This window comes from Chitinimonas sp. BJB300 (assembly GCF_002735695.1).
In the GTDB taxonomy this organism is placed as follows: domain Bacteria; phylum Pseudomonadota; class Gammaproteobacteria; order Burkholderiales; family Chitinimonadaceae; genus Chitinimonas.
On sequence record NZ_PDZH01000050.1, the window covers coordinates 1 to 21,518 of the forward strand.

The 21,518-nt window shown below is 52.7% G+C and carries 23 protein-coding genes; 12 read left to right on the top strand and 11 right to left on the bottom strand.

Going from position 1 to position 21,518, the window contains the following annotated elements:
- Window positions 1-142 precede the first annotated feature (142 nt).
- The gene (locus CSQ89_RS23685; protein WP_199065398.1) at window positions 143-268 is read right to left on the bottom strand and encodes a transposase; all 126 of its coding nucleotides are present in this window, start codon (window positions 266-268) and stop codon (window positions 143-145) included.
- Window positions 268-432: a hypothetical protein gene (locus CSQ89_RS22895; RefSeq protein WP_186293383.1), complete on the bottom strand. Its 165-nt coding sequence runs from the start codon at window positions 430-432 to the stop codon at window positions 268-270. The genes CSQ89_RS23685 and CSQ89_RS22895 overlap by 1 nt, the downstream gene beginning before the upstream one ends.
- A 1,051-nt stretch (window positions 433-1,483) precedes the next feature.
- Here CSQ89_RS22895 and CSQ89_RS10330 point away from each other — a divergent pair.
- A complete protein-coding gene (locus CSQ89_RS10330; protein ID WP_099406080.1) occupies window positions 1,484-2,470 on the top strand; it encodes a hypothetical protein in 987 nt (328 codons plus the stop codon).
- A gap of 256 nt (window positions 2,471-2,726) precedes the next feature.
- Here CSQ89_RS10330 and dinB (CSQ89_RS10335) read toward each other — a convergent pair whose 3' ends face one another.
- The 4 genes from dinB (CSQ89_RS10335) to rimI all read right to left on the bottom strand — a co-directional run bounded on the left by dinB (CSQ89_RS10335) (window position 2,727) and on the right by rimI (window position 6,088).
- Window positions 2,727-3,890, bottom strand: coding sequence for a DNA polymerase IV (gene dinB / locus CSQ89_RS10335; protein WP_099406081.1), 1,164 nt, complete (start codon window positions 3,888-3,890; stop codon window positions 2,727-2,729).
- Window positions 3,891-4,043: 153 nt separating this feature from the next.
- Window positions 4,044-4,523, bottom strand: a complete 480-nt coding sequence (dinB, locus tag CSQ89_RS10340) for a DNA polymerase IV (RefSeq protein ID WP_374701330.1) — start codon at window positions 4,521-4,523, stop codon at window positions 4,044-4,046.
- 240 nt (window positions 4,524-4,763) lie between these two features.
- Entirely contained in the window at window positions 4,764-5,621 is an 858-nt protein-coding gene (locus tag CSQ89_RS10345; protein WP_099406082.1) for a uracil-DNA glycosylase, read from the bottom strand.
- Complete coding sequence (gene rimI, locus CSQ89_RS10350; protein ID WP_099406083.1) at window positions 5,618-6,088, bottom strand: ribosomal protein S18-alanine N-acetyltransferase; 471 nt, start codon at window positions 6,086-6,088, stop codon at window positions 5,618-5,620. The genes CSQ89_RS10345 and rimI overlap by 4 nt, the downstream gene beginning before the upstream one ends.
- A 57-nt stretch (window positions 6,089-6,145) precedes the next feature.
- Between rimI and CSQ89_RS10355 the strand changes: the two genes are divergently transcribed.
- Window positions 6,146-6,538, top strand: a complete 393-nt coding sequence (locus CSQ89_RS10355; protein WP_139023101.1) for a hypothetical protein — start codon at window positions 6,146-6,148, stop codon at window positions 6,536-6,538.
- 8 nt (window positions 6,539-6,546) lie between these two features.
- On the opposite strand, the gene tsaB is transcribed toward CSQ89_RS10355, so the two are convergent.
- The gene (gene tsaB / locus CSQ89_RS10360) at window positions 6,547-7,227 is read right to left on the bottom strand and encodes a tRNA (adenosine(37)-N6)-threonylcarbamoyltransferase complex dimerization subunit type 1 TsaB (protein WP_099406085.1); all 681 of its coding nucleotides are present in this window, start codon (window positions 7,225-7,227) and stop codon (window positions 6,547-6,549) included.
- Between the two features lie 201 nt (window positions 7,228-7,428).
- Here tsaB and CSQ89_RS10365 point away from each other — a divergent pair, with 201 nt between their 5' ends.
- The 3 genes from CSQ89_RS10365 (at window position 7,429) to CSQ89_RS10375 (ending at window position 10,597) form a co-directional block, all read left to right on the top strand.
- Window positions 7,429-8,289 carry a pirin family protein gene (locus CSQ89_RS10365; protein WP_099406086.1) on the top strand — a complete coding sequence of 287 codons (861 nt, stop codon included), beginning with the start codon at window positions 7,429-7,431 and terminating at the stop codon, window positions 8,287-8,289.
- Between the two features lie 526 nt (window positions 8,290-8,815).
- Window positions 8,816-9,472, top strand: coding sequence for a hypothetical protein (locus tag CSQ89_RS10370; RefSeq protein WP_139023102.1), 657 nt, complete (start codon window positions 8,816-8,818; stop codon window positions 9,470-9,472).
- A 255-nt stretch (window positions 9,473-9,727) separates the two neighbouring features.
- On the top strand, window positions 9,728-10,597 hold the full coding sequence (locus tag CSQ89_RS10375; protein WP_099406088.1) for a pirin family protein: 870 nt from the start codon (window positions 9,728-9,730) through the stop codon (window positions 10,595-10,597).
- A 62-nt stretch (window positions 10,598-10,659) separates the two neighbouring features.
- On the opposite strand, the gene CSQ89_RS10380 is transcribed toward CSQ89_RS10375, so the two are convergent.
- Entirely contained in the window at window positions 10,660-11,292 is a 633-nt protein-coding gene (locus CSQ89_RS10380) for a TetR family transcriptional regulator (protein WP_199065400.1), read from the bottom strand.
- A 212-nt stretch (window positions 11,293-11,504) separates the two neighbouring features.
- On the opposite strand from CSQ89_RS10380, the gene CSQ89_RS10385 reads away from it, so the two are divergent.
- From CSQ89_RS10385 to CSQ89_RS10410, 6 genes are all read left to right on the top strand, one after another.
- Complete coding sequence (locus CSQ89_RS10385) at window positions 11,505-12,629, top strand: flavin reductase family protein (protein WP_099406090.1); 1,125 nt, start codon at window positions 11,505-11,507, stop codon at window positions 12,627-12,629.
- A gap of 14 nt (window positions 12,630-12,643) precedes the next feature.
- On the top strand, window positions 12,644-13,732 hold the full coding sequence (locus CSQ89_RS10390) for a fatty acid desaturase family protein (RefSeq protein ID WP_099406091.1): 1,089 nt from the start codon (window positions 12,644-12,646) through the stop codon (window positions 13,730-13,732).
- A gap of 640 nt (window positions 13,733-14,372) precedes the next feature.
- Complete coding sequence (locus tag CSQ89_RS10395) at window positions 14,373-14,756, top strand: response regulator (RefSeq protein WP_099406092.1); 384 nt, start codon at window positions 14,373-14,375, stop codon at window positions 14,754-14,756.
- Window positions 14,757-15,188: 432 nt separating this feature from the next.
- Window positions 15,189-15,803: a hypothetical protein gene (locus CSQ89_RS10400; protein WP_099406093.1), complete on the top strand. Its 615-nt coding sequence runs from the start codon at window positions 15,189-15,191 to the stop codon at window positions 15,801-15,803.
- A 304-nt stretch (window positions 15,804-16,107) separates the two neighbouring features.
- Window positions 16,108-16,737: a bactofilin family protein gene (locus CSQ89_RS10405; RefSeq protein ID WP_199065403.1), complete on the top strand. Its 630-nt coding sequence runs from the start codon at window positions 16,108-16,110 to the stop codon at window positions 16,735-16,737.
- A gap of 392 nt (window positions 16,738-17,129) precedes the next feature.
- On the top strand, window positions 17,130-17,549 hold the full coding sequence (locus CSQ89_RS10410; RefSeq protein ID WP_099406094.1) for a VOC family protein: 420 nt from the start codon (window positions 17,130-17,132) through the stop codon (window positions 17,547-17,549).
- A 127-nt stretch (window positions 17,550-17,676) separates the two neighbouring features.
- Here CSQ89_RS10410 and CSQ89_RS10415 read toward each other — a convergent pair whose 3' ends face one another.
- Complete coding sequence (locus tag CSQ89_RS10415; protein WP_099406095.1) at window positions 17,677-18,582, bottom strand: LysR family transcriptional regulator; 906 nt, start codon at window positions 18,580-18,582, stop codon at window positions 17,677-17,679.
- 109 nt (window positions 18,583-18,691) lie between these two features.
- On the opposite strand from CSQ89_RS10415, the gene CSQ89_RS10420 reads away from it, so the two are divergent.
- A complete protein-coding gene (locus CSQ89_RS10420; protein ID WP_099406096.1) occupies window positions 18,692-19,594 on the top strand; it encodes an MBL fold metallo-hydrolase in 903 nt (300 codons plus the stop codon).
- A gap of 100 nt (window positions 19,595-19,694) precedes the next feature.
- On the opposite strand, the gene CSQ89_RS10425 is transcribed toward CSQ89_RS10420, so the two are convergent.
- A complete protein-coding gene (locus CSQ89_RS10425) occupies window positions 19,695-20,468 on the bottom strand; it encodes a LytR/AlgR family response regulator transcription factor (RefSeq protein ID WP_099406097.1) in 774 nt (257 codons plus the stop codon).
- The gene (locus tag CSQ89_RS10430) at window positions 20,465-21,439 is read right to left on the bottom strand and encodes a sensor histidine kinase (RefSeq protein WP_099406098.1); all 975 of its coding nucleotides are present in this window, start codon (window positions 21,437-21,439) and stop codon (window positions 20,465-20,467) included. Before CSQ89_RS10430 ends, CSQ89_RS10425 begins: the two co-directional genes overlap by 4 nt.
- Between the last annotated feature and the right edge of the window lie 79 nt (window positions 21,440-21,518).

Here is a 21,518-nt window from a genome sequence, read left to right on the forward strand (position 1 = left end):
TTAGCAGGCATGGCGCGTTCTTGAATCATGGCTTTCTCTTCCCGACTCACCGACTGCTTCGGGACTTGCACGATGCTGGCATCCACCATCTGACCACCGCGTGCAATATAGCCATGTTTGGCTAACTGCCGATTGGCCGCCTTCAAGCTAATTGACTGCTACTGCTTAGACCGACAAAGCGCTGGAAACTCAGGCGATCGAGCAACTGGCATTCCATCTGCTCATCGCTGAGATTGAACAATTGCTGAACCAGCAGCACCCGAACCATTAATTCCGTTGGAAACGGCGGCCGGCCGCCGCGGGCGCTGCTCGGTCAATGTCTGCCGCCAGTGCGGCAAAATCGACATGGGTCCCCAGGACCTTCAGCGCATCGCCCAGCTGATCAAGCTTTGCTTCACGTTCTTCACTGGCAAACAGACTGGATTTGATCATGATGGGGGGGGGCTGACTTTCGGATGTCAGAATCATGCCATGGATGAGAGGTTTTTCGAGGTGCCCTACTGTAAGGATGGGAAGAGAGGGCGAAACGATCCGATGGTTAAATTCGATTATTGTGGGGTAGCTTCCAACTTCGGGAAGCGAAAAACCGTTGAGGTAATCTGTTTCTCAACTTCAGTCCTGCCGTAAACGCGAAGGCTGCCAAATCAGTTCGTCACACCATACCTAGCTGGAAATTCACTACTGGAAACAATTACCAATTGAAGAAACTACCGTCAGGTTCAATTTTGTCCTTCGCGGCGGAGTGAACTATCACGGCAGTTAATATCTGTTTAGTCCCACAGTGTGCAGGAACGGATCAATCCTGAAGCATTGTGGTTCAACTTCCGTCAAGCACCAACTTAATTGCTTCTGCTCAGGTATATCGATGTGTAGTTTTGTGTTTTTCTCTTGCTCACTGCAGCCTTCTGTTGGCTAAAATTTACCAATTAGGTGTACCTATGAAATTCAAGGTAATTTAGTTCATGAGTCAGTATGAAGAAAACATAAGCAGTGGATCATTTGGCACGGTAGAACGATGTCAAAGAATCTATTATGAATTCATCGTTATGTAACACAGGTAAAGTAATAAGTTGAGAGACAAAACGCTAAGAGTAGTTACTTCTTGGCGTTTTTATTTTGTTTTATAATCGGCCGTCGTCTAGAGTTTCTCTTGGGCACACCTATTAGAGTCTATTAGCGGTAGAAAAAAACACATTGGAGGTGCCACTACCAACAAAGAAGTACTAAAAGGATCCACAGCACCTTGGCCTATCCGCAGCTATCACGCTTAATCTACTTGCGTTGTGACTTTCAGCAGGCACTATCTGACATGCTCCATGTTAAATAAATTTGATGGAGTCCTCCCGCGTGGCCTAAGCCACTCAGACAGCCTAATAGAAAAGAATGAGCATTTTTCAAGCCAATTACACGTGTAGCTACAAGAAAAGTCTGATTTGTTTGATTCACTCAACTTCACAATGCTAATGAAAAGGGGGTACGAGAAATGTTCAAACGGTTTCCAAGGCATCTAGCAATCACCATCGGCTTGATTTCGTCAGCATTGGTTTACGCCGACAACGTGAGCACAGCAATAGATCGAACTGGCCGTCAAGCTGCTAACGCACTATTGACACCAGCTGGTAATTGGGGTTGCTGGATCACTGATGGGGGGAAATGTAGCTGGGATGCGGCGGTATGGGGTGACGCCAATTACATTCCGTTGACAGGTGATGTGAACGCAGATGGGAACGCGGACCGCGTTTTGTATCGTCCTTTTGACGGAGACTGGGGGTGTTGGATCACGGATGGGGGGAAATGCAGTTGGGATGAAACCAAATGGGGAAGTGCATCATACCAACCTTTGGTTGGTTACTTAAATAGCGACAGGAAACTCGATCGGGTCGTATACAGAGCAGCCGATGGCGATTGGGGCTGCCGCATCACAGATGGTAACGCATGCGAATGGGATGCAATGAAGTGGGGCGGTATTGAGTTTCGTCCATTTGTGGCGGATGTGGACGGGGATAGTATCTCAGACCGGGTCTTATATCGTGCCACCGATGGTACATGGGGATGCCGACTTCGCGATGGGGCGTCGTGCAACTGGGACAGCCAGAAATGGGGTGGAGTCGAATATATCCCATTACTGGGCGACGTAAACGGTGATCATATAGCGGACCGTGTATTGTATTGGGGTTCCACGGGATGGTGGGGGTGTAAGGTAAACAGCAGCGCTATATGCAGTTGGGACGGCCAGTATTGGGGCGGGCCGGGCTACATGGCAATGCTTGCCGACGTCAACGGTGATGGCAAATCAGACCGTGTACTCTATCGTCCGTCCGATGGCGAATGGAGCTGCATGCTGACTGATGGTGGCGCGTGTAGTTGGAATGGCCAAAAGTGGGGTGGACCAGGCTACTTACCGCTCTTGGGAGATGTGAATCATGACGGCAAAGCGGACCGAATCGTCTATAAGAACACAAATAACTAGTGGCTCCTAGTTTCCCAAGCCCACTCTGGTTTGGGCTGATGTTGCGTGCGGCCGGTAGCAATTAAGTCCGGCCGCCGTTTGCCTGGGTAGGAGTGCCTCAAAAGCGAAGTGTATGGTTGCGAGTGGCCTTGGTATTTGCGCACTGGTTGATTACCCGTGTCAGGATGACTGGACGATAAGAGCGGGAAGAGTCGAGAGATCACGTCCGGTTGCATGAGGGCCTTTAGGTGGGGTCTCCCTCGGGCCACTCGACTAACTAGTCAAATAAGACGCCTTGTTGAATTCTTGTAACGCTATCTATTTGTAATAATCCAGTGGCTTTTATTCCGAGTAGTCTAATTCTATTATTAAAAAATACCCTGCGCAGACATACTCTTGCTGCTTGAATTATCGCTTTCGAATCGCTGATTGGCTGGGATAATGTTATATCCCTAGTTACAGTATGGAAATCAGTAAACCTTATTTTTATCCCGATGGTATAACACACATAGCCCTTATGCTTGAGATCTTCTGAGAGTTGCTCACAGAGCCGATAAAAAAACTCTGTCAGTTTTACGCGATCTATCTTAACGTCAAGGTCATATTCAAATGTGGCTTCTCGGCTAATTAATTTTGGCTCACTGTGTATAACGACTGGGCGATCATCCCAGCCGTTTGCAGACTGATGTAACCATAAGCCGTAGACTCGACCAAACCTATTTTGGAGGGTGAACAGGCCAAAACATGCTAAATCCCCGATAGTTACAATTCCGAGAGAGTTAAGTTTCTCCACTGCTTTGGGGCCGATGCCATTTATTTTCCCCACGCCTAATGGCCAGATTCTGTTTTTTATGTCTGAATCTGTTATTACAGTGATTCCATCTGGCTTGTCTAGCTCCGAGCAAAGCTTTGCCAGTAGTTTGTTCGGCGCTATTCCTACGGAGCAGGTTAGCCCCGTTGCATTAAAAATTGTTTCTTTGAGTCTCTTTGCAATTAAATGAGATTCGTCAAGGTTGGAGCTAAGGTCTATATATACTTCATCAATGCTGCGATTTTCTATTTCTGGTGTAACGGTCTTTACGGCTTGTTTGAATAATGTCGAGTAATGCCGGTAAGAATCAAAGTCTGCCGGTAGAATAATCGCATCGGGTGCTAATTTTGCAGCCCTCATCATTCCCATTGCGGAGACAACACCTAGGGCTCTGGCTTCATAGGTTGAAGTTGTCACTACACCTCGCCCCACGTAATGCTTAAGTTTCGAATAGATTAGGTTACCCGCTTTATCCTGCTCTGGATGAGTGGTTGACTGTCCGCCAATTACTACGGGTAAGCCACGTAACTGAGGATAACGCAGTAGTTCAACAGATGCGTAAAACGCATCCATATCTAAATGAGCTACGCGTCGAAGGGTTACTTGAGCTACGTCTTTGGCTTTCGTCATCTATGTGCTATCTGCGTGTTAACGAGCATAGATACTGTGCTTATCTAGCGGGAAATTTCTAAAAAGCTAACATTTATCGAAACACTATATGCGCAAGTTTCGTATTTTAGATTGATCATTTGATGAGGCATTGGTAAGAAATAGTGCCACTCCTCAGAAGGCGATGAACTTATTGGCGGCAATGCCCACGGAGGCGGTGATGCCGACTTCAGCGCGGATACGGTCGCGGATGTCGATGGCAATACGGCTGGCGCTGCCTTGGTGTAGCGGCGAGTTGCTGACGTCCAGATAGGCTTCATCAAGCGAAAGGGGTTCGATCAGGTCGGTATAGTCGGCGTAAATCGCGCGTATCTGTTTCGATGCAGCGCGGTAGGCTTCAAACCGTGGTGGTAACAGCACCAGCTGTGGACAGCGCTGCAGCGCTTGGCTGAAAGCCATGGCGGATCGAACTCCGAAGCTACGTGCCGGATAGTTGCAGGTTGCAATTACACCACGCGATTCGGGCCTGCCCCCCACCGCGACGGGTCTATCGCCCAGACTAGGATCGTCGCGCATCTCAACTGATGCATAGAAGCAGTCGCAATCGATATGGATGATTTTACGGGAGGTCCCGTCATGGGTAGCCATGGGCATGCGGAGAGTTTGGAGAACGTTCGTATTCTCACCTGTCACTTCTCTGCAGCCAAGTGCTATTTAGAACCTATTTACAATCTTACTGCGCAGCCGTGACCTTGGCTCTTGTGCTGCATACAAAAGTACATTCCGGTTCTTGCGCTTCACCCTGCTGACGGTCGCTCACTACAGATCGTAAAACAGGCTCATAGAGTGAGCTCGCTTCCAGCGTTGCGAGTGGCGTTGGGAACATCGCAGTTGCTATTTCGGGCTGTGGTCGGCCAATACCTTATTGGCTAGCAGCAAGTCATGCCAGGCTTTGATCTTGTCGGGCAGGTTACGGAGCAGATAAGCCGGGTGATAGCTGACAACAACCGGAATGCCTCGATAGTCGTGCAGCTTGCCGCGCAGGCTGGCGATAGTGGCTTCACGTCCCAGCAGGGCCTGTACTGCAAAGCGGCCAACCGCAAAAATGACTTTGGGTTGAATCAGCTCGATTTGCCGATGCAAGATCGGTGCACAAAGTGCCATTTCATCGGGCTGTGGATTGCGGTTTTGCGGGGGGCGGCACTTGAGCGTATTCAGGATATAGACGTTCTCTTGCCGCGAGCGGCCGACGGCAGTCAGCATATTGTCGAGCAGCTTACCGGCTTGACCTACGAAAGGCTTACCCTGCCTATCTTCTTCCGCACCGGGCGCTTCACCGATCACCAGCCAGTCGGTTTTTGGCTGGCCTGTGCCGAATACCACCTTGTTGCGTGACTTGCATAAGCCACAGGCGGTACAGGTGGTCGTTTCAGCTTGCAGAGCCTCCCAGTCCAGTGCCGAGATTCTTTGGGCGCGTTCGTCGCGCTCCAGTAATTGAGGTACAGCAACCGGTGGTGGCGCTATTGACGCAGGGATGTGTCTGGCTGGCGGGGGAGGGCTGCTGGGTCGAGGGGGCGTTTCCAGTATCACTGGGACGGGCGCAGCGACAACGATTGGCGCAGCAATGGGTACTGCTGGTTCTATCGAGGTGGCAGCGGACTTGGTGGGCGTTGTCACCACCAGTTCAGGACGCACCCAGAGGGGCATCAGCCCCAGTTCTTCCATTACCAGTTCAACGTATTGATCAGTCATCGTCCACCCTCGTCCAGCGTCAGGGCCATCAGGATTGCATCTTCGCGGCCTTCTTCAGCACGGTAATAGCCCTTGCGTACTCCCGTCTCGACAAAGCCAAGCCGGCGATAGAGTGAGCGGGCTGGTGCGTTGCTCTTACGGACTTCCAGCATCAATACGGCCGCGCCTTGTTCAGATGCCTGCTCGGTTAGGGCTTGTACCAGCTGGCGGGCAATACCGCGCCGTTGCCAGTCTCGCCGTACACCCAGGGTCAGCAGCGATAGTTCATCCAATACCATTTGGGTCACGGCAAAGCCGATCAGTTCCCCTTGTGCCATGGCGACCAGCCCACGGTGGCCTTCGCTGAAAGACTGGATGAACTGGAGCGCGGTCCAGGGAAAAGCCTGGAGGTCGGCTTCAATGTCGGCCATGGCAGGCAGGTCGGTTTCCTCAAAGGGGCGAAAGGTAATGCTAAGGGAGTCAGTCACAAGATAGGCGTCGGAAATTACGATGGCTTGCCAGCAAATTTTTGCATGGCAGCTACTATGAAAAGGATGATTTTACGCAAGATCAATCAACACAATGCCAATCTCATGACTAGCCAATCCGCCGATATCGCCTTTGTGGTCAATCTCGACTACTTGGGCTTGCCTTACGATACATGTCGAATGTTCTGGCTGATTATAGAACGCGCGATGTTGGATGCTGGTTTCGAGCTTGATGGGCGCGAATTCATTGCACCTAATAAGCAAGCAGCCATCAAACTGGCGCGGGCGGTTATGGCAAAGTTGGAACCTACTTTTGAGTCGCTCGGATATTCGCGTTTTGAAGCAGTACGTGAGTTCTACTGTTACAAGCGCCGCAGTCGGATCGATCTGAATATCGCAGACGCCGTTGACTCGTTTGATGTCGAGGAAATTCCTGATATCCCGGGCTAGTGCAGTATTCAAGCTTTGGTGCGCTCATTGGTTTTAAGCGCCACTTTGTCACGGATATACAATAGTTCAAGCAAATGCGCCGGCACGGCTAGACCGGCTTCAAACTTGGCTTGTGCCAGCTTGAGCACACCACTGGCGTGCGGAAAACGGTTCGCGTCCACGGCCTGCAATTGGCTGCCATATCGTGCTTGAAGTGCTTCCCCTTGCACCGCAAAACCACTACCCAGGCCCTGCCAGCCCGTATCGGGTAAGTCTGGGAGGGCTTGCGGCCCGCATACGCGGGTGGCCAGTACTTCCTGCCATTCACCGTTATTGCGCTGGTATCCAGCAAGATATAACTCACCCATACGGGCATCCAGCACGCTCAGTACATGGTCGGCTTCACTATCGGCAGCCAGCGCGGCCAGGGTATTGACGCCCAGGGTTGGGATATCCAGGCCAAACGCCAAGCCCTGCACAATACCGCAGCCAATGCGCAAGCCGGTGAAAGAGCCCGGACCTATCGAAAGCGCGATACCGTCCAAATCTTGCAGACTCGCACCGGCATCGGCCAGTAGCTGCTGGATTTGCGGTAAGGTCATTTCGGCATGTTTTTGCTGTGCATGCCAATCGCGCAACAAGGTTTCGCCTTTGTATTGTAGGGCCAGTGAGAGGTATTCGGTGGAGGTATCGAGAGTGAGCAGATTCATGATTAGGGCGGGATTCTAACATGCCAGCCCGGGCAGACCTTGGAAGCTGTTGCAAGGACGATTTGCCGGTCATTCCGCCTATTAATATGTTCAATAAAACTGATTCTTTCTGGTGGAATGTTTCGCTATCTCTGCTGTGTTTACACGATCAGAATACTGTCTGGTTAGGGCTTAGACCCACAGAACAGGGAAGGAAATATCATGTCGCAACGGCAAGGAACACCGCGTGAAATCGAGCGTCTGGTAAATGGTATGCCAACTTCTGATGGTGCTGGGGTCAAACTCTTGCGCGTGTTGACGCAGGACTTGCAGCAGCGGCTGGACCCGTTTCTGATGTTGGATTATTTTCATTCAGAAAATCCGGATGACTACCTGGCAGGATTTCCTGATCACCCCCACCGTGGCTTCGAAACTGTGACCTATATGCTGGCCGGGCGTATGCGCCATCGTGACAACGCTGGTAACGAAGGTTTGCTTGGGCCGGGCGGAGTGCAGTGGATGACCACGGGCAGCGGGTTGGTGCATAGCGAACTCCCTGAGCAAGAAGAAGGACTGATGCAGGGGTTTCAGTTATGGGTCAATCTGCCGGGCAAAAACAAGATGATTACACCCAGCTACCGCGATATTCCTGCGTTGGAGATCCCCAGCCTCCGTACCGATGCAGGGGTCTCGGTGAGGGTCATTGCGGGAGAGACCGATGGCGTAAAGGGTGCCGTGCAAAAGCCGGATACCGAGCCGCTTTATCTTGACCTGCACCTACCTGCGGGTGCGGTGTTCGAGCAAGCGCTGCCCAGTGAATTTAATGGCTTTGTCTATGTCTACGAAGGCAGTGCTTTGGTTGGCGGCAATCAGAAGTTAGTGAATACAAAGCAGATGGGTATCTTGGCGAATCATCCACAAAGCGATCGGGTTCGCATTTCGGCGGGGAGCAGCGCTGCCAAGCTGCTTCTGATTGCGGGTAAGCCCTTGCGTGAGTCGATTGCCCAGTGGGGGCCATTTGTCATGAACACACGGGAAGAAGTCATGCGGGCGGTAGAGGATTTCAACGCCGGTCGAATCTAGCCAGATAGCTGAATAGGAAGGGGGGTAAGGGGCGGGATAGATGGCACCCACCCTTACCACCGGCAGCTGCAAGCATGGCCGGCAGGCGCGGGTGGCCGTTTCCGCTTATCAAGCACTTACGTCAACCGCCATCAACAGGCGTAGTTTTATGGGACGCGCTTCTCTGAACCAGCGAGTGTTTGGCTGCCTAAGCCTTTGATGGACACGTAAGGCACGTAGTTGCCCCGCCTTATTCGCCAACCGTGGATAGGCTCCCATCTGAAGCGTGCTTCGCACAGTTTTTCGTGCATCGGTCGGCCACGGAGGGGGGCGGGTTGAATATCGAAATCCGCGTGGTACAACGTTGACATGGTGCTGGCTTTAATTGATGGGTGGGCCTGCGCACGCACCTGTGCAAAGTCTTGCGGGTGCACCGCAGACATTGAATAGGTTCTGAGGGCCAAACCCACACTGCGCTGCTGACTACCAGATCATGATTCCCGCTCTCTACGGTGGTTCTACATTCGTTTTGTAGGAGGAAACCATCATGTGTTTACAGACAAGATTAGCCATGTTGTTGGGTACGGGTTTGTTGTTCGGCGCGGCCTATGCTGCACCTATACCGGTATGTAGCGCGGAGATCAAAGGCTCGATCGTCAACCAATTCAGCCAGGCCGGCTGGGAAAAAATGAATGAGGACGAACGTTTGCGTTTTGAGAAGTCGGTCTATTCGCAATATCAATACTGTGCGGTGGCTGATGGTAGCGTGGCACCCGACGCCGCCTTTTGCGGCAAGACCTCGTATCAAGGCAGTACCTGGTTCGAGCAGATGACTTGTTGTGGCTATGACCCGCAAAGACGCTTGTTCGCCTGCCCGGTCAGCATCAAGCAGCCCGGCGGTTTTGGCGGTGCGCCGCTACCGGGCAGTCGTGAATATGTACTTAACTGTGTCAGCAATGGCAGCACTTTTGTGCCGGTGGGGGTCGATAGCGTACACCTGGCCAATGAAGCCCTGGGTGCTATCCGGCCTTGGCAGTTTGCTGTTGTTGCGGCCGCCAACAACAATATCAACCTAGTGCAACCGATGTCCGGTCTTACACGGCAGGCGCGCTCTATTCTGTCCTGGCAGTTGCAGCCAACGGACTGCAACTATCGGCCTATCTGGGGCAATGTGCTTGATTACCAGATTCGCCTGAATCAATAAGCCGGCATAGGGCGCCATGTAGCTTACATGGCGTCTTATGGTTGTGTCGGCGCCTTAGAATCTGTCTAAAGTCTGCTGCGTGTCGGCAATATGGCGTTGAAAACACCCTCGGAATGCTCATTTACCACTTGTAAACTCCGCTTCCTCAGCTGTTTTCGCCTTATCTTGCCTTAGCTCGCGAGACTTTAGACAGGTTCTTATTTCCAAACCCCATCATGTCCGTGTCTTTCACCTTTTGTTTATCAAGGCTTCCCTATGTCCAGCATTCAGCATCTCTTAAAGCCCCACGAGCGTGACCTGGGCGGCTTTTCTGTTCGCAGACTCTTACCCGGCTTGCCCAAACAGTCGGTAGGACCATTTATTTTCTTCGATCATATGGGCCCAGCCAGTTTTGCACCGGGTAACGGTATTGACGTGCGGCCGCATCCCCATATTGGTTTGGCGACCGTAACTTATTTGTACGAAGGCGAAATTCTGCACCGTGATAGCTTGGGCAATGAGCAGGTCATCCGGCCGGGCGATGTGAACTGGATGACGGCAGGTCATGGTGTGGTGCATTCTGAGCGAACACCACCTGGTGCGCGTCAAACGGGTCAGCAAGTACATGGTATTCAAACCTGGTTTGCCTTGCCCTTGGCGCATGAGGATGCTGAACCCGGCTTCTGGCACCATCCAGCCAGCAGCCTACCACTGATAGAACAGTCAGCCCTGACCCTGCGCGTGATTTTGGGTCATGCTTATGGTTACACTTCGCCCGTGCATACCTATGGCGATACGCTATATGTTGCCGGAGAGCTTGACCAGCATGCGCGATTTGATATCCCGGCTGACCATGCCGAGCGGGGTGTCTATGTGGCACGTGGTGCGGTTGAGATTGATGGAGAGCGTGTGGAGGCAGGCCAGCTGGCTGTGTTGCAGCCCGGTCGCTTGGTATGGGTGGAAGCTTTGGAGGATGTTCGGCTGCTGGTGCTGGGGGGTGAGCCGCTGGATGGGCCCCGTCACCTTTGGTGGAATTTCGTCGCCAGCACGCCCGAGAGGATAGAAGCTGCGAAGCTGCGCTGGCAGGAAGACCGCTTCCCCTCGGTGCCGGGCGAGGTGGAGCGTATTCCCTTACCAACGCGTTGAGTGATTGCTGCCTCAGCCGTCAGCGGATCAGTGGCGAGGCTTCCTGGCAGCGGGCGTTGCGCTTAATCGTTCGGTTCCCACTGCACGCCACGCCAATACTTCGCGCCCATAAAGATAAAACGCAGCTTTGACTCCAGTCTGTCTTGCGCTAGCTCCTGGCTATGGCTTTCCAGGTCGAGCGGGTTGATCAACTCGGGCAAGGTGGAGAACACGGTTTTTACGATGAGGTCTGCCAGTACGTCCAAGTCATCCAGATTCAAATGCCGTTGCTTGGGCATTTGTTTCAAGTCATCTACCAGGTCGGCAATGAAACGTTGTTGTATTTCTTTGATGGCCTGCCGTATTACTGTTGAACCACCGTATTGCTCGCGTGCCAAAAACAAAAACAGTTGCCGATGTGCCACAACATAGTCGACAAAGATTTGTACCGACGCGCTAATCGCGCCCAGATGTTCAAACTGGTTGCTACGAACCAGCCGGATCGCTTCACGGAACGAACTGCTGACCTCTTCAACCAAGGCGAGTCCCAGGCGCTCCATGTCAGGGAAGTGTCGGTAAAACGCAGTCGGCACAATACCCACCTCGCGCGTGACTTCGCGCAGGCTCAGGCCGCTGAAACCACGCCCGCTTTCCATCAGCAATAGCGCAGCATCAAGCAAGGCTTGGCGGGTCTGTAGTTTCTTTTCTGCGCGCATTAACAAAGCGTCGTGTTTATCCGTTGGCAAAGAGTAAGGCTGAACTAGGATTACCCGTACTGGAATCGGGCCGCAATGTAGCAGAAGTGACCCATTTCCGTGAGTAGAACGGGGCGCTTCGATTTGTTTAGTGAACAGATGTTGACTGAAATGCGTCGGCGCGGCAACATTGTGAACAACTGTTCACTAAACTTCACAAAACGGAGCCTGTCTTGGCTTTGCTGCCTTCATTACTGGTGAATTTCACGCTGCCAGTACTCACAGCCTTACAACGCAGTCCCCTTGCGGGCTTTTTGCGCGAGTCGGTTTTTGATTACTACGCAGGTTACCTGCATCCTCAGCTTACGCTCAAACGTGTCTTTGCCCGTGTTCTGGCAAAACGTCAGCAGGGTAAGAACACCCTTGCCATTACGCTTGCACCTAGCGCCCATTGGTTAGGTGCACGTGCGGGTCAGCATCTGCCCCTTTCGGTGGAAATCAATGGCGTACGCCATACCCGCTATTACAGCCCCTGTGCGGCGGCTGGGCGTGCGGGTGAACTCGAAATCGCTGTAAAGTGCAGCGAAGGCGGTTTGGTTTCGAACTGGCTGCATGATCAACTCAAAGTTGGGGATTACCTCGAAATTGGCCAATCTGCGGGTGACTTTGGCTTGCCCAAGCCTACAAGCAAATTGCTCTTATTGGCGGCAGGCAGCGGCATCACCCCCATATTAGCCATGTTGCGCAGCTTGCAGCTCGACAACCCCGGTTGCGAGGTGGTGTTGTTGTATTACGGACGCCAACGCAACGACATGGCTTATCTGATTGAGTTGAAGGATTTGTTCAGCCGTATGCCGCGCTGGCGCTTACAGGTTGGGCTGACGGCTGGGTCCGCTACAGACAATGCATTTAGCGGACGTTTCTGTACGGCGCATCTGGCTTCACTTGCCATGTTGCAAAATCTGCGAGCCTGGCAGGCCATCGCCTGTGGCAGTTATGGTTTTACCAATACGGTACGCCAAGTATTGACTGATGCTGGTGGTGTGGCCGGCTTGCAGATGGAAGCCTTTACGCCCCCTGTGTTTGCCGCGACGGCTGATCAGCCGGTGACTTTGCACTATGCGCGTGCGCAACAGTCTTTGGTTGGCGATGGCGCGCATACCTTGCTGGCCCAGGCTGAGGCCCATGGCCTGGAGCCCGCCAGTGGTTGCCGTATGGGCATCTGTAATACCTGTACCTGCAAAAAGGTGGCAGGTGTGGTGCGGGACTTACAGACCGGTTTGCTTTCAGCCGAACCGAATGAGTCCATCCGTTTGTGTATCACTGCGCCTGTAGGCGATGTGACGCTTGATTTGTAAGGAATGTAAGAACCATGACCATGGTGCTAAATCGCAAGCTAAGCCCAGCTGAAACAGAAGCTTTTGGTGCTGAACTGGATGCCCTGCAAAAGAGACACCAAGCTGATCTTGGCGAGGTAGATGCCCGTTATATCCGCCGTATCCGCAGCAGCGTGCGTATCGCCGAGCTGGCGGGTCGATTGATGTTGTTTGCCGGCTTCTTCCCCCCCACATTTATCTTGGGCACCCTGTTGCTGGGCCTGGCCAAGATTCTGGAAAACATGGAATTGGGCCATAACGTGATGCATGGCCAATACGACTGGATGAACGATCCGGAATTCAATGGCAAGACCTATGAGTGGGACCATGCCTGCCCTAGTGATGCTTGGCGGCATACCCATAACTTCCAGCATCACACCTTTACCAATGTGCTGGGGCGTGACCACGACATTGGTTATGGCACCGTACGTGTTTTTGCCGAGCAACGGTGGCGGCCGTTTTATTTGCTGCAGCCGTTATGGGCCACTTTGCAGGCGGTATTTTTCCAAGGCGCTATTGCCATCTTCGACTTGAAGATCGACCGTTACTTCCGGCGCAAAGCCCCTATCGAAAAGCTGTTGGTCAAGCTACCGCCCGTGGGGCGCAAGATATCGCGCCAGTTATTGAAGGACTACCTTGTATTCCCGTTGTTGGCGGGCCCGAATTTTCTGGGTGTGTTGGTGGGTAATCTGTTGGCTAACCTGATGCGCAACTTGTGGACTTTCGTGGTGATTTTCTGCGGCCACTTTACCGAGCATGCCGAAGTGTTTCCGCCTTCAGTGCTTGACAATGAAAGCCGGGGAGACTGGTATGTACGCCAACTGCGGGGCTCATCCAACCTGACGGGCAGCAAGTTGCTGCATATCCTCACAGGCAATCTGAGCCACCAGATCGAGCACCATATGTTTCCTACCATTCCGGCTCGCCGTTATGGGGCGATGGCTGTGGAAGTTAAGGAGATTTGTCAGCGTTATGGTCAGCATTACAACAGCGGCAGCTTTGCCCGTCAGTTCTTTACGGTTGTAGTTCGGTTATTCCGCCACGCATTTCCAAGCCAGCCGCAGCGTAAAGCTACGTTGGCCTGATTTTCGTTATGCACGGGTTTACGACTTACGAATGGCTGTATTTACCACGTTGGGTGCGCATCTTTCATCCGGGGATGAGTATTACTTAATGCTCCGGGAAGGATGCCGCTTGCCATTTCTAATTGACTGACAATCCTCCGGTTTTGCGCAATGCATGCTGAGTATGTATTTTTGATTTGATACCTGCGCCATCAATTTCATTCTTATCCGTTTTTTTCCTTGTGAAGCAGATTATCCCCAGTCTTTTTGGTAACGTGGGTTGAGCGCCATATGAAAACGCGGTGGTTATTTGAATCTCTGTAAGCATTTTTGCGACTTCTCCATGTAAGGTGCCTAGCAGTTGGGTTGAGAGATATGCTTGGGTGTCGAATGCGGTTCCGCTTAGAACCTGTCTAAAGTCTGCTGCGCGTCGGCAATATGGCGTTGAAAACGTCCTTGACGTACTCATTTACCGCTTATAAACGCTGCTTTCTCGGCTGTTCTTGCCTTAGCTCGCGAGACTTTAGACTGGTTCTTACCAACGGTTGGATAGCAACGTAATCCAAGACTATTATGTAGTTAAGCCTGTACCGGCACGCCAAGGTGCTATTGGGCAGGGCATGGGTTGAATACTACGTTGCTGTGTCAAGCGTGAGTAGAAATGACCGCCGCTCCCCGTACTGCCAATATCTTCATCGTGGACGATTCTCGCGTTATTCAGGCCGTGTTGGCGGAGATGCTGGCCCAGTTGCCTGCGGTGAGTATTGTTGGTACGGCTGAAACGGCTGACGATGCGATAGCCGGCATTTTAAATTCTAAGCCAGACTGTGTTTTTCTCGACCTGCACTTGCGCTCCGGAACGGGGCTATCAGTACTTCAAACGGTACATGCGCAGTTGCCTGATGTCGTCTTCATAGTGATGACCAACAATGAGGGTGAAACCTATCGCGGTGCTTGCATGGCGGCAGGAGCAAGCCACTTTCTGACCAAGACGACGGAGTTGGAGAAACTCAAATACGTGATTGGTGCGTTGGACTTGAAGTAAAAGGTAAGCATTATTCAGTTCTGTGCGTTTCTATTGCCTTTTACACCAGAATAATAAATGTGATGGTTTGATTTTTTCAAAATATTAATCCGGCAATCAAACAGATCATAAACTTGCACTGGATAATATTTGCGAGCAACTGATTTTAAATGATATTTCAGGATGTTGTGCGCCCTGTTTAATTGCCTCCTTAATATATAAACCACTTAAAATTAAGGAGAAATTTTTGAGAGAATGTTGTGCATCATGCTTGAGTTCACATGTTGTTAGGTAATGCCTTGAAATAATTAAATGAATAAAGTGGGTCAGGAGTAATGGCTAATAATTATTGAGTTGTAAGACTGAATTTCCTTAATTGAGTAAAAATTTTTGATTATAGAACTGCTTATAAAAAGCAGCTAATAGGCGCTATATATACACGAGGAGAGGTGAATGGCTAACCCCAGTGATTTCTATGTCGGGGTCGTGGATTTCTTTGCAATACTACTGCCCGGGGCGATTGCCACGGCAATTCTCGGACCACGCATGGGTCACCTCGTTCTTGGGCAGTTGGTTGCAAGCCCGACAACCGAGGCTGGGACTTGGGCTGTATTTCTCACGAGTGCTTATTTTCTCGGCCATCTTATCTTCTTGGTCGGTTCGTATATCGATCGTGCCTACAATCGGCTGCGAGAGCAGCTGAGTCCGTATGGGAATGAGAGCGCCTATCAGTGTGCGACGCGTATTCGCGACACCATGGTGGATGAGGCCGAACGTACGGCATTGAATACTTTCCAGTGGGCTCGGGCCGTGTTGATCGCCAAGTGTCCGGCAGCGGCGGAAGATGTACATCGCCTTGAGGCTGATTCCAAATTCTTCCGCAGCCTGCTGGTGGTGTGCATATTGGCGGCCGTTGTTTTCTTCTCTACCGGCATGGTGTGGGAGGCATGCATGGCCCTGGTACTGGGCCCACCCTGCTTTGCCCGGTACTACGAGCGACGCCTAAAAAGCACTACTCAGGCATACATCCATATCGTCACCTTGCATCATCTGGGCTGTTTGCGTTAAGTGATAGCAAGCGAAATATAGCGAAGGGTGGCTTGTACGTCGTTTTGTTGCGACACCTCCGATGCAAATTCAATCAAAGACTTACTGTGCTTAAGTGAATTATCCGTCGCTATAAAACGACGTTTCCATTCAGTATGTGGTGCGCGGGTTTTGCATATGCCTACTTATCTTGTTGAAAGCATGGGAAAAGAATTCTGGGCATGATTCTTGTAATAGAGGGAATTGGATTCGGCGATCGCCGGGCCCTTGTCACTGCCGGGCTTGTTCTCGGCTGTTTACCGCCCCCAAGCTTGAGAGACCCGCCATGTTCAGCAAAGCCAGTACCCTTGCACGCCACAATAGCGCTACCAATACCGAGCGGGATAACCGAACCGGCAGCACGACTGTTGCCAATAGGCCTTCAAGCCTTAGTAACCCCTATTCGGGCCTGGCGATCAGCGAAGTGCCACCTGTTGTTCCGGCCGATGCCGAGATCCTGGTACAAGCCCCAGTCAAATCTGCTGTTGCGGGTGAGAGTGCTAATCAATTGATTGTCGGCCCAAATGTCAAACTCAAAGGCGCGGAGATACTCGATTGCGATACCTTGGTTGTTGAAGGAAGTGTGGAAGCGACCATGGATAGCCGGGTATTACGGATTACCGAAAAGGGTGCTTTCACCGGCAAGGTAAGCATTGATATTGCTGAAATCCACGGGCATTTCGAAGGTGAGTTGACGGTACGCCAGCAGCTGATTGTCCATGCTACCGGACGGGTCAGCGGCAGTGTCCGCTATGGCAAGATTCTGGTTGAAGAAGGGGGCGAATTGTCTGGCGATGTGCGCTCGCTGGCGACACAAGGTGCAGCCCGGCCTGCACTGCCTAAACGCAGCGAAGGCATAAGCAGCTATATGGGCGCTGCAAATAACAGCGGTGTACCGAACGGCACGACAAGCTGAGGGAGCGTATTGGCAAAAACGCATAAAGCGCCTTCGCAGCGAAAAACATTGATATTCCTCCAATCCACCCCTATCCCTTTTCTATTGTTGCTGTCTGTTAGCGCTCAGGCAGTCTAAGAACCCGTCTAAAATCTCGCGAGCTAAAGCAAGATAAGGCGAAAACAGCTGAGGAAGCGGCGTTTACACAGGGTAAATGCGTACTCCGAGGCGGTTTTCAACGCCATATTGCCGACGTATAGCTGACTTCAGACAGGTCCTAAACGATTCAGCAGTCACGGGCGTCGTTATGAAACTGCGCGCTGATAAGGGTAACTGGCGCGTTGTGTGGCTCCGCCCCGCAATGCATTTCGGCTGGTATTTTGGCCATGATGGTGCTGGTAACAGGAGGTGTTATGCAGATTCAAGCCTATTTATTCTTCAACGGGCGTTGCGAGGAGGCGATCGAATTTTATCGCAAGGCGCTGGGTGCCAAGGTGGAGATGATGATGCGCATGGGGGAGAGCCCGGAACCCTCCCCGCAGATTCGCCCAGGCATGGAAAACAAGATAATGCATGCGACCTTACGGATCGGGGACAGCATGGTGATGATGTCCGATGGTGAGTGTAAGGACAGTGCCAGCTTCCAGGGCTTTTCCCTGTCGCTGGACCTGCCTGATGCCAAGACCTCACACCGTTGTTTCGATGCCCTGGTGAGTGGTGGCCAGGCATTGATGCCACTGGGCAAGACCTTCTGGTCGCCTTGTTTTGGCATGCTGAAAGACCGTTTCGGTGTCAGCTGGATGGTCAGTACCAGTGATACATCCAAGGGTTAAGTCTTTGGCTTGTGGTGCTGCGCTGACCATGAGTCAGCGTGGTGTCTCTATCAAGGCCCATCGCAGCATCTAGCATTCAACGTTGTATCACTACTGGCGTGTAGCGGGCATTGAGTATTACTGCCGGTTAGGTCACCGAAAGCCATTGTGCATCGTGGGTAAAACTGTCCACCAGGAAGTCCAGCATGGTGCGCAACGTGGCGGGAATCTGCTTGCGGGAGGCATACACCCCATAAATGCCCATTTCGGCTGGTTGATAGTCTGGTAACAGTGCGACGAGTTGTCCTGACCGTATCAAAGGCATGGCGGAATAGGTGGGTTGCAGGGTAATGCCGGCGCCATTTAGCGCGGCTTCCAGCAGCACGGTCGATTCATTGGCGCTGAGATTGCCGCTGACGGGCACCGAAAGGGGCTCGCTGTTATGGTTGAAGGTCCACAGGCTTTTGCCGAAATAGGAGTAGGTCAGGCAATTGTGGGCTGCCAGCTGTTCGGCTTGCAGCGGTGTGCCATGTGCTTGCAAGTAAGCAGGCGAGGTGCACACGACCGAGCGGCAGGTCGCCAGCTTACGTGCGATCAGATTAGGGTCGAGCTGACTGGTGATGCGGATAGCGAGGTCCACCCGCTCCTCCACCAGATTTACCGTCCTGTCTACCAGCCACAGGTCCACGTTTGTTGCTGGATAACGTTTCAGATACGCCGTTACGGTGCGTGCCAGGAAGGCTTGTCCCAGCGATAGGCTGCAGGTCAGGCGAAGCATGCCTCGCGGCGCGTCTTCCGGGGTAACACCCTGGGACTGGATATCCTCTGCAATCCCCAGCAGCTGCCGACACCGGGGCAGCGTTTCGTTGCCCGCATCAGTCAGACTGAGTCGGCGCGTGGTTCGATGCAACAATCGTGCACCCACCCAATTTTCGACTTCTGCCAGATAACGCGACACCATGGCGCGGGATATATCCAGCCTGTCTGCCGCTGCTGAAAGCGAACCCCGGTCCACTACTTCCACAAACACGCGCATTGCGGTTAGGCGATCCATTACTTGCTCGTTTTACGCAACAAACCTGCGCTTATTATGGGATTTATTTGCCCACTTTATGCAACTAATATGCAGGCACTGTTTGTTAACCAACGAATTGGAGCCACCCATGTTTCGCCACAACTTGCTGAAAGCCACGCTGACCACCGCCTTCTCACTGTTTGCTCTGGCTGCCTCGCAAACTGCACTTGCAGCCCCTGCCGACCTGGATATGGTGGTTTATAACCCTGGTAAAGCCGGTATCTTCCCGGTGTCGTCCGAACTGATTATCGGCAAGAAGGAAGCGATACTGATCGACGCACAGTTCTCGACGGCTGATGGCGCGAAGCTGGTTGAGAAAATCAAGCAAAGCGGCAAGAAGCTCACCACTATCTATATCAGCCACGGCGACCCAGACTTCTACTTCGGTCTGGAGCCCATACGCGCTGCCTTCCCTCAGGCTCGCATCGTTGCGACTCAGCCGACCATCGACCATATTCGTCATTCCATGCAAGGCAAGCTGGCATTCTGGGGGCCAAAGCTGGGTGAAAATGCGCCTAAGCAGGTTTTTGTTCCCTCGCGCTTGAAAGGCAACAGCCTGACCCTGGAAGGAAAGAAGCTGGAAGTGATAGGCTTGAAGGGCCCGAATACAGAGGTCTCCTTCGTTTGGATTCCTGCCCTGAAGGCCGTAGTGGGCGGTGTGCCGGTGGTAGGCAATGAACACGTTTGGATGGCCGACGCCCAAACCAAAGAAGCCCGTGCAGATTGGCTAAAGACTTTGCAGAAGATAGAGGACCTGAAGCCGGAAGTGGTCGTTCCGGGACATTTCAGCGAAGGTTCGCCACAAACATTGGCGTCAGTCCACTTCACCCGCGACTACATCAAGGCGTTTGAGCGCGAAATGACCAAGGCCAAGAATTCGGCCGAGTTGATTGCTGCGATGAAACAGCAGTATCCACAACTGGAGGATGTATCCAGCCTGGAGCTTAGCGCCAAGGTGGTGATGGGCGAAATGAAGTGGCCGGCAGAGTAACGCACCGGGCTGTTACGATGAGCTGAAGTAATCGGCTCATCGATTGTGACCAGGCTTGGCAGGGCCGATTGCTTTGCAGGGGCGCTTGCCAGGCAGACACCTACATTTGCTTGAACAGGTGATTGAAGCTTCGGCTGACTTCGAGTTTTTCGTCGCTGCCTTTCACATGCACAATTTGTTGTCCGCGATAATCCCGGCTGATTTCCTTCACCGCATCGACTTTGACTAGGGTGGCGCGATGGATTTGCCAAAACTCATCGGGGTCCAGCTCTTCGGCCAGTTCTTTGATCGGTTTGCGAATCAGCGCTTCAAATCCCTCGGTTTGCACGCGGGTATATTTGTCTTCGGCGCGAAAGAACAGGATGTCGCAGGTTGGGATCATCCGAATACTGTTGCCAACGCTGGCCTGTACCCAACGCAGATATTCTCGCGGCTTGATTTCAGCCCCGCCCAAGCGCTGGGATAGCTGCGCCAACAGGTTGTCCATGGGGTCGGGTGCGGTTTGCAGCCGGGCGCGCAGACGTTGGCAGGTTGTCGCCACCCGTTCGGGGTCGGCAGGCTTGAGCAGGTAATCCACCGCGCCTTGGTCGAAAGCGCTGATGGCATACTGGTCATAAGCCGTGACGAACACCACGTGCGCTTGCCCCGCCAATGCTTTGGCAGCGGCAATACCATCCATTTCCGGCATACGGATATCGAGAAAGACGATATCGGGCTCCTGGCTACGCACCATCGCCACTGCTTCGCGGCCATTGCTGGCCTCGCCGAGGATGATGAGCTCGGGCCAGGCCTCTTTAAGCCGCGCAATGATTTGCTCGCGCATCAGGCGTTCGTCGTCGGCAATGACAGCGGTGGGGGCTGGCTGTTGGCTCATACGGGTTCTGTTGTGATGATGATGGGGTCGGGGTTGGCAGGCACAACTTCATAGGGCACTTTAATCGTAGCCAAGGTGCCGCCGTCGGGCGGCACGCTGATAATCAATTCAGCGCGGCCGTTATACAACACCTTCAGGCGTTCACGGATATTCGCCAGCCCTACGCCGCCGCTGCCCTGTGGCATGAAGCCCTGCCCGGTGTCGAGCACATGGACAGCCAGCGAGCCGTTGACGATCTCGGCGTTGATTTCCAATTTTCCTCCGTCCACTTTAGGTTCCAGCCCATGCTTGATGGCGTTTTCCACCAAGGTTTGCAACATCATGGATGGAAATACGGCCGACTTTAAACCTTCGGGAACATCAATCTTGGGCTGCAAGCGTTCCTCCATTCGCACCGCCATGATTTCCAGGAAGGCGCTCGATAGATTCACCTGCTGCCCCAGCGATGGCCGCCCGCCTTCGCGCATCTGGGGCATGGCGGAACGCAAGTAGCGGATCAGGCTCTGCTGCATCTTGGAGGCGCGGGGTGGGTCGGTTTGGATAAGCTGGTCGATGCTGGCGAGGGTGTTGAACAGGAAGTGCGGCTCAATCTGGGCTTGCAAGGCTTCCATGCGGGCTTCCAGCACTGTCCGTTCCAGTTGCTCCGTATCTGCCCGCTCGGTGGCCTGGGTGGCGGTGAGCTCGGCCCGACGTTTCCCGCCGGCCACAATCTTGATGATGAAGGAGGCGACGATGAGCAGGAAGATGAAATCGTCAGCACCAAACGGCCCGCCCAGTATGAGTATCAGTAAGGAGACGATCAGCAGCGTCTTCCATGGTACGACGGCCAGCCAGTCAAAAAAACGCCACCACAGCACCACAGCACCATCACGCATCATACGTAGGGTCTGCGTGGTATCGGGTGGAGCGGCGGGTTTGTGGACGTCTTGGTCACCCGGTGCGGTATTGTGACTGGATTCATCCGTATTCATCTTGCTCATCCTTGCGCTGAATTGACATGCCCCTAGCTTAAGACTGGGATACGGTGGTATCCATTATGCTGGGATGCAA

Excerpts from the sequence above, each read along its gene's own strand:
- CSQ89_RS23685 (WP_199065398.1), bottom strand. The coding sequence starts at position 268 with ATGGTTCGGGTGCTGCTGGTTCAGCAATTGTTCAATCTCAGCGATGAG.
- CSQ89_RS22895 (WP_186293383.1), bottom strand. The coding sequence starts at position 432 with ATGATCAAATCCAGTCTGTTTGCCAGTGAAGAACGTGAAGCAAAGCTT.
- CSQ89_RS10330 (WP_099406080.1), top strand. The coding sequence starts at position 1,484 with ATGTTCAAACGGTTTCCAAGGCATCTAGCAATCACCATCGGCTTGATT.
- dinB (WP_099406081.1), bottom strand. The coding sequence starts at position 3,890 with ATGACGAAAGCCAAAGACGTAGCTCAAGTAACCCTTCGACGCGTAGCT.
- dinB (WP_374701330.1), bottom strand. The coding sequence starts at position 4,523 with ATGCCCATGGCTACCCATGACGGGACCTCCCGTAAAATCATCCATATC.
- CSQ89_RS10345 (WP_099406082.1), bottom strand. The coding sequence starts at position 5,621 with ATGACTGATCAATACGTTGAACTGGTAATGGAAGAACTGGGGCTGATG.
- CSQ89_RS10355 (WP_139023101.1), top strand. The coding sequence starts at position 6,146 with ATGAAAAGGATGATTTTACGCAAGATCAATCAACACAATGCCAATCTC.
- tsaB (WP_099406085.1), bottom strand. The coding sequence starts at position 7,227 with ATGAATCTGCTCACTCTCGATACCTCCACCGAATACCTCTCACTGGCC.
- CSQ89_RS10365 (WP_099406086.1), top strand. The coding sequence starts at position 7,429 with ATGTCGCAACGGCAAGGAACACCGCGTGAAATCGAGCGTCTGGTAAAT.
- CSQ89_RS10370 (WP_139023102.1), top strand. The coding sequence starts at position 8,816 with ATGTGTTTACAGACAAGATTAGCCATGTTGTTGGGTACGGGTTTGTTG.
- CSQ89_RS10375 (WP_099406088.1), top strand. The coding sequence starts at position 9,728 with ATGTCCAGCATTCAGCATCTCTTAAAGCCCCACGAGCGTGACCTGGGC.
- CSQ89_RS10380 (WP_199065400.1), bottom strand. The coding sequence starts at position 11,292 with ATGCGCGCAGAAAAGAAACTACAGACCCGCCAAGCCTTGCTTGATGCT.
- CSQ89_RS10390 (WP_099406091.1), top strand. The coding sequence starts at position 12,644 with ATGACCATGGTGCTAAATCGCAAGCTAAGCCCAGCTGAAACAGAAGCT.
- CSQ89_RS10395 (WP_099406092.1), top strand. The coding sequence starts at position 14,373 with ATGACCGCCGCTCCCCGTACTGCCAATATCTTCATCGTGGACGATTCT.
- CSQ89_RS10400 (WP_099406093.1), top strand. The coding sequence starts at position 15,189 with ATGGCTAACCCCAGTGATTTCTATGTCGGGGTCGTGGATTTCTTTGCA.
- CSQ89_RS10405 (WP_199065403.1), top strand. The coding sequence starts at position 16,108 with ATGTTCAGCAAAGCCAGTACCCTTGCACGCCACAATAGCGCTACCAAT.
- CSQ89_RS10410 (WP_099406094.1), top strand. The coding sequence starts at position 17,130 with ATGCAGATTCAAGCCTATTTATTCTTCAACGGGCGTTGCGAGGAGGCG.
- CSQ89_RS10415 (WP_099406095.1), bottom strand. The coding sequence starts at position 18,582 with ATGGATCGCCTAACCGCAATGCGCGTGTTTGTGGAAGTAGTGGACCGG.
- CSQ89_RS10420 (WP_099406096.1), top strand. The coding sequence starts at position 18,692 with ATGTTTCGCCACAACTTGCTGAAAGCCACGCTGACCACCGCCTTCTCA.
- CSQ89_RS10425 (WP_099406097.1), bottom strand. The coding sequence starts at position 20,468 with ATGAGCCAACAGCCAGCCCCCACCGCTGTCATTGCCGACGACGAACGC.
- CSQ89_RS10430 (WP_099406098.1), bottom strand. The coding sequence starts at position 21,439 with ATGAATACGGATGAATCCAGTCACAATACCGCACCGGGTGACCAAGAC.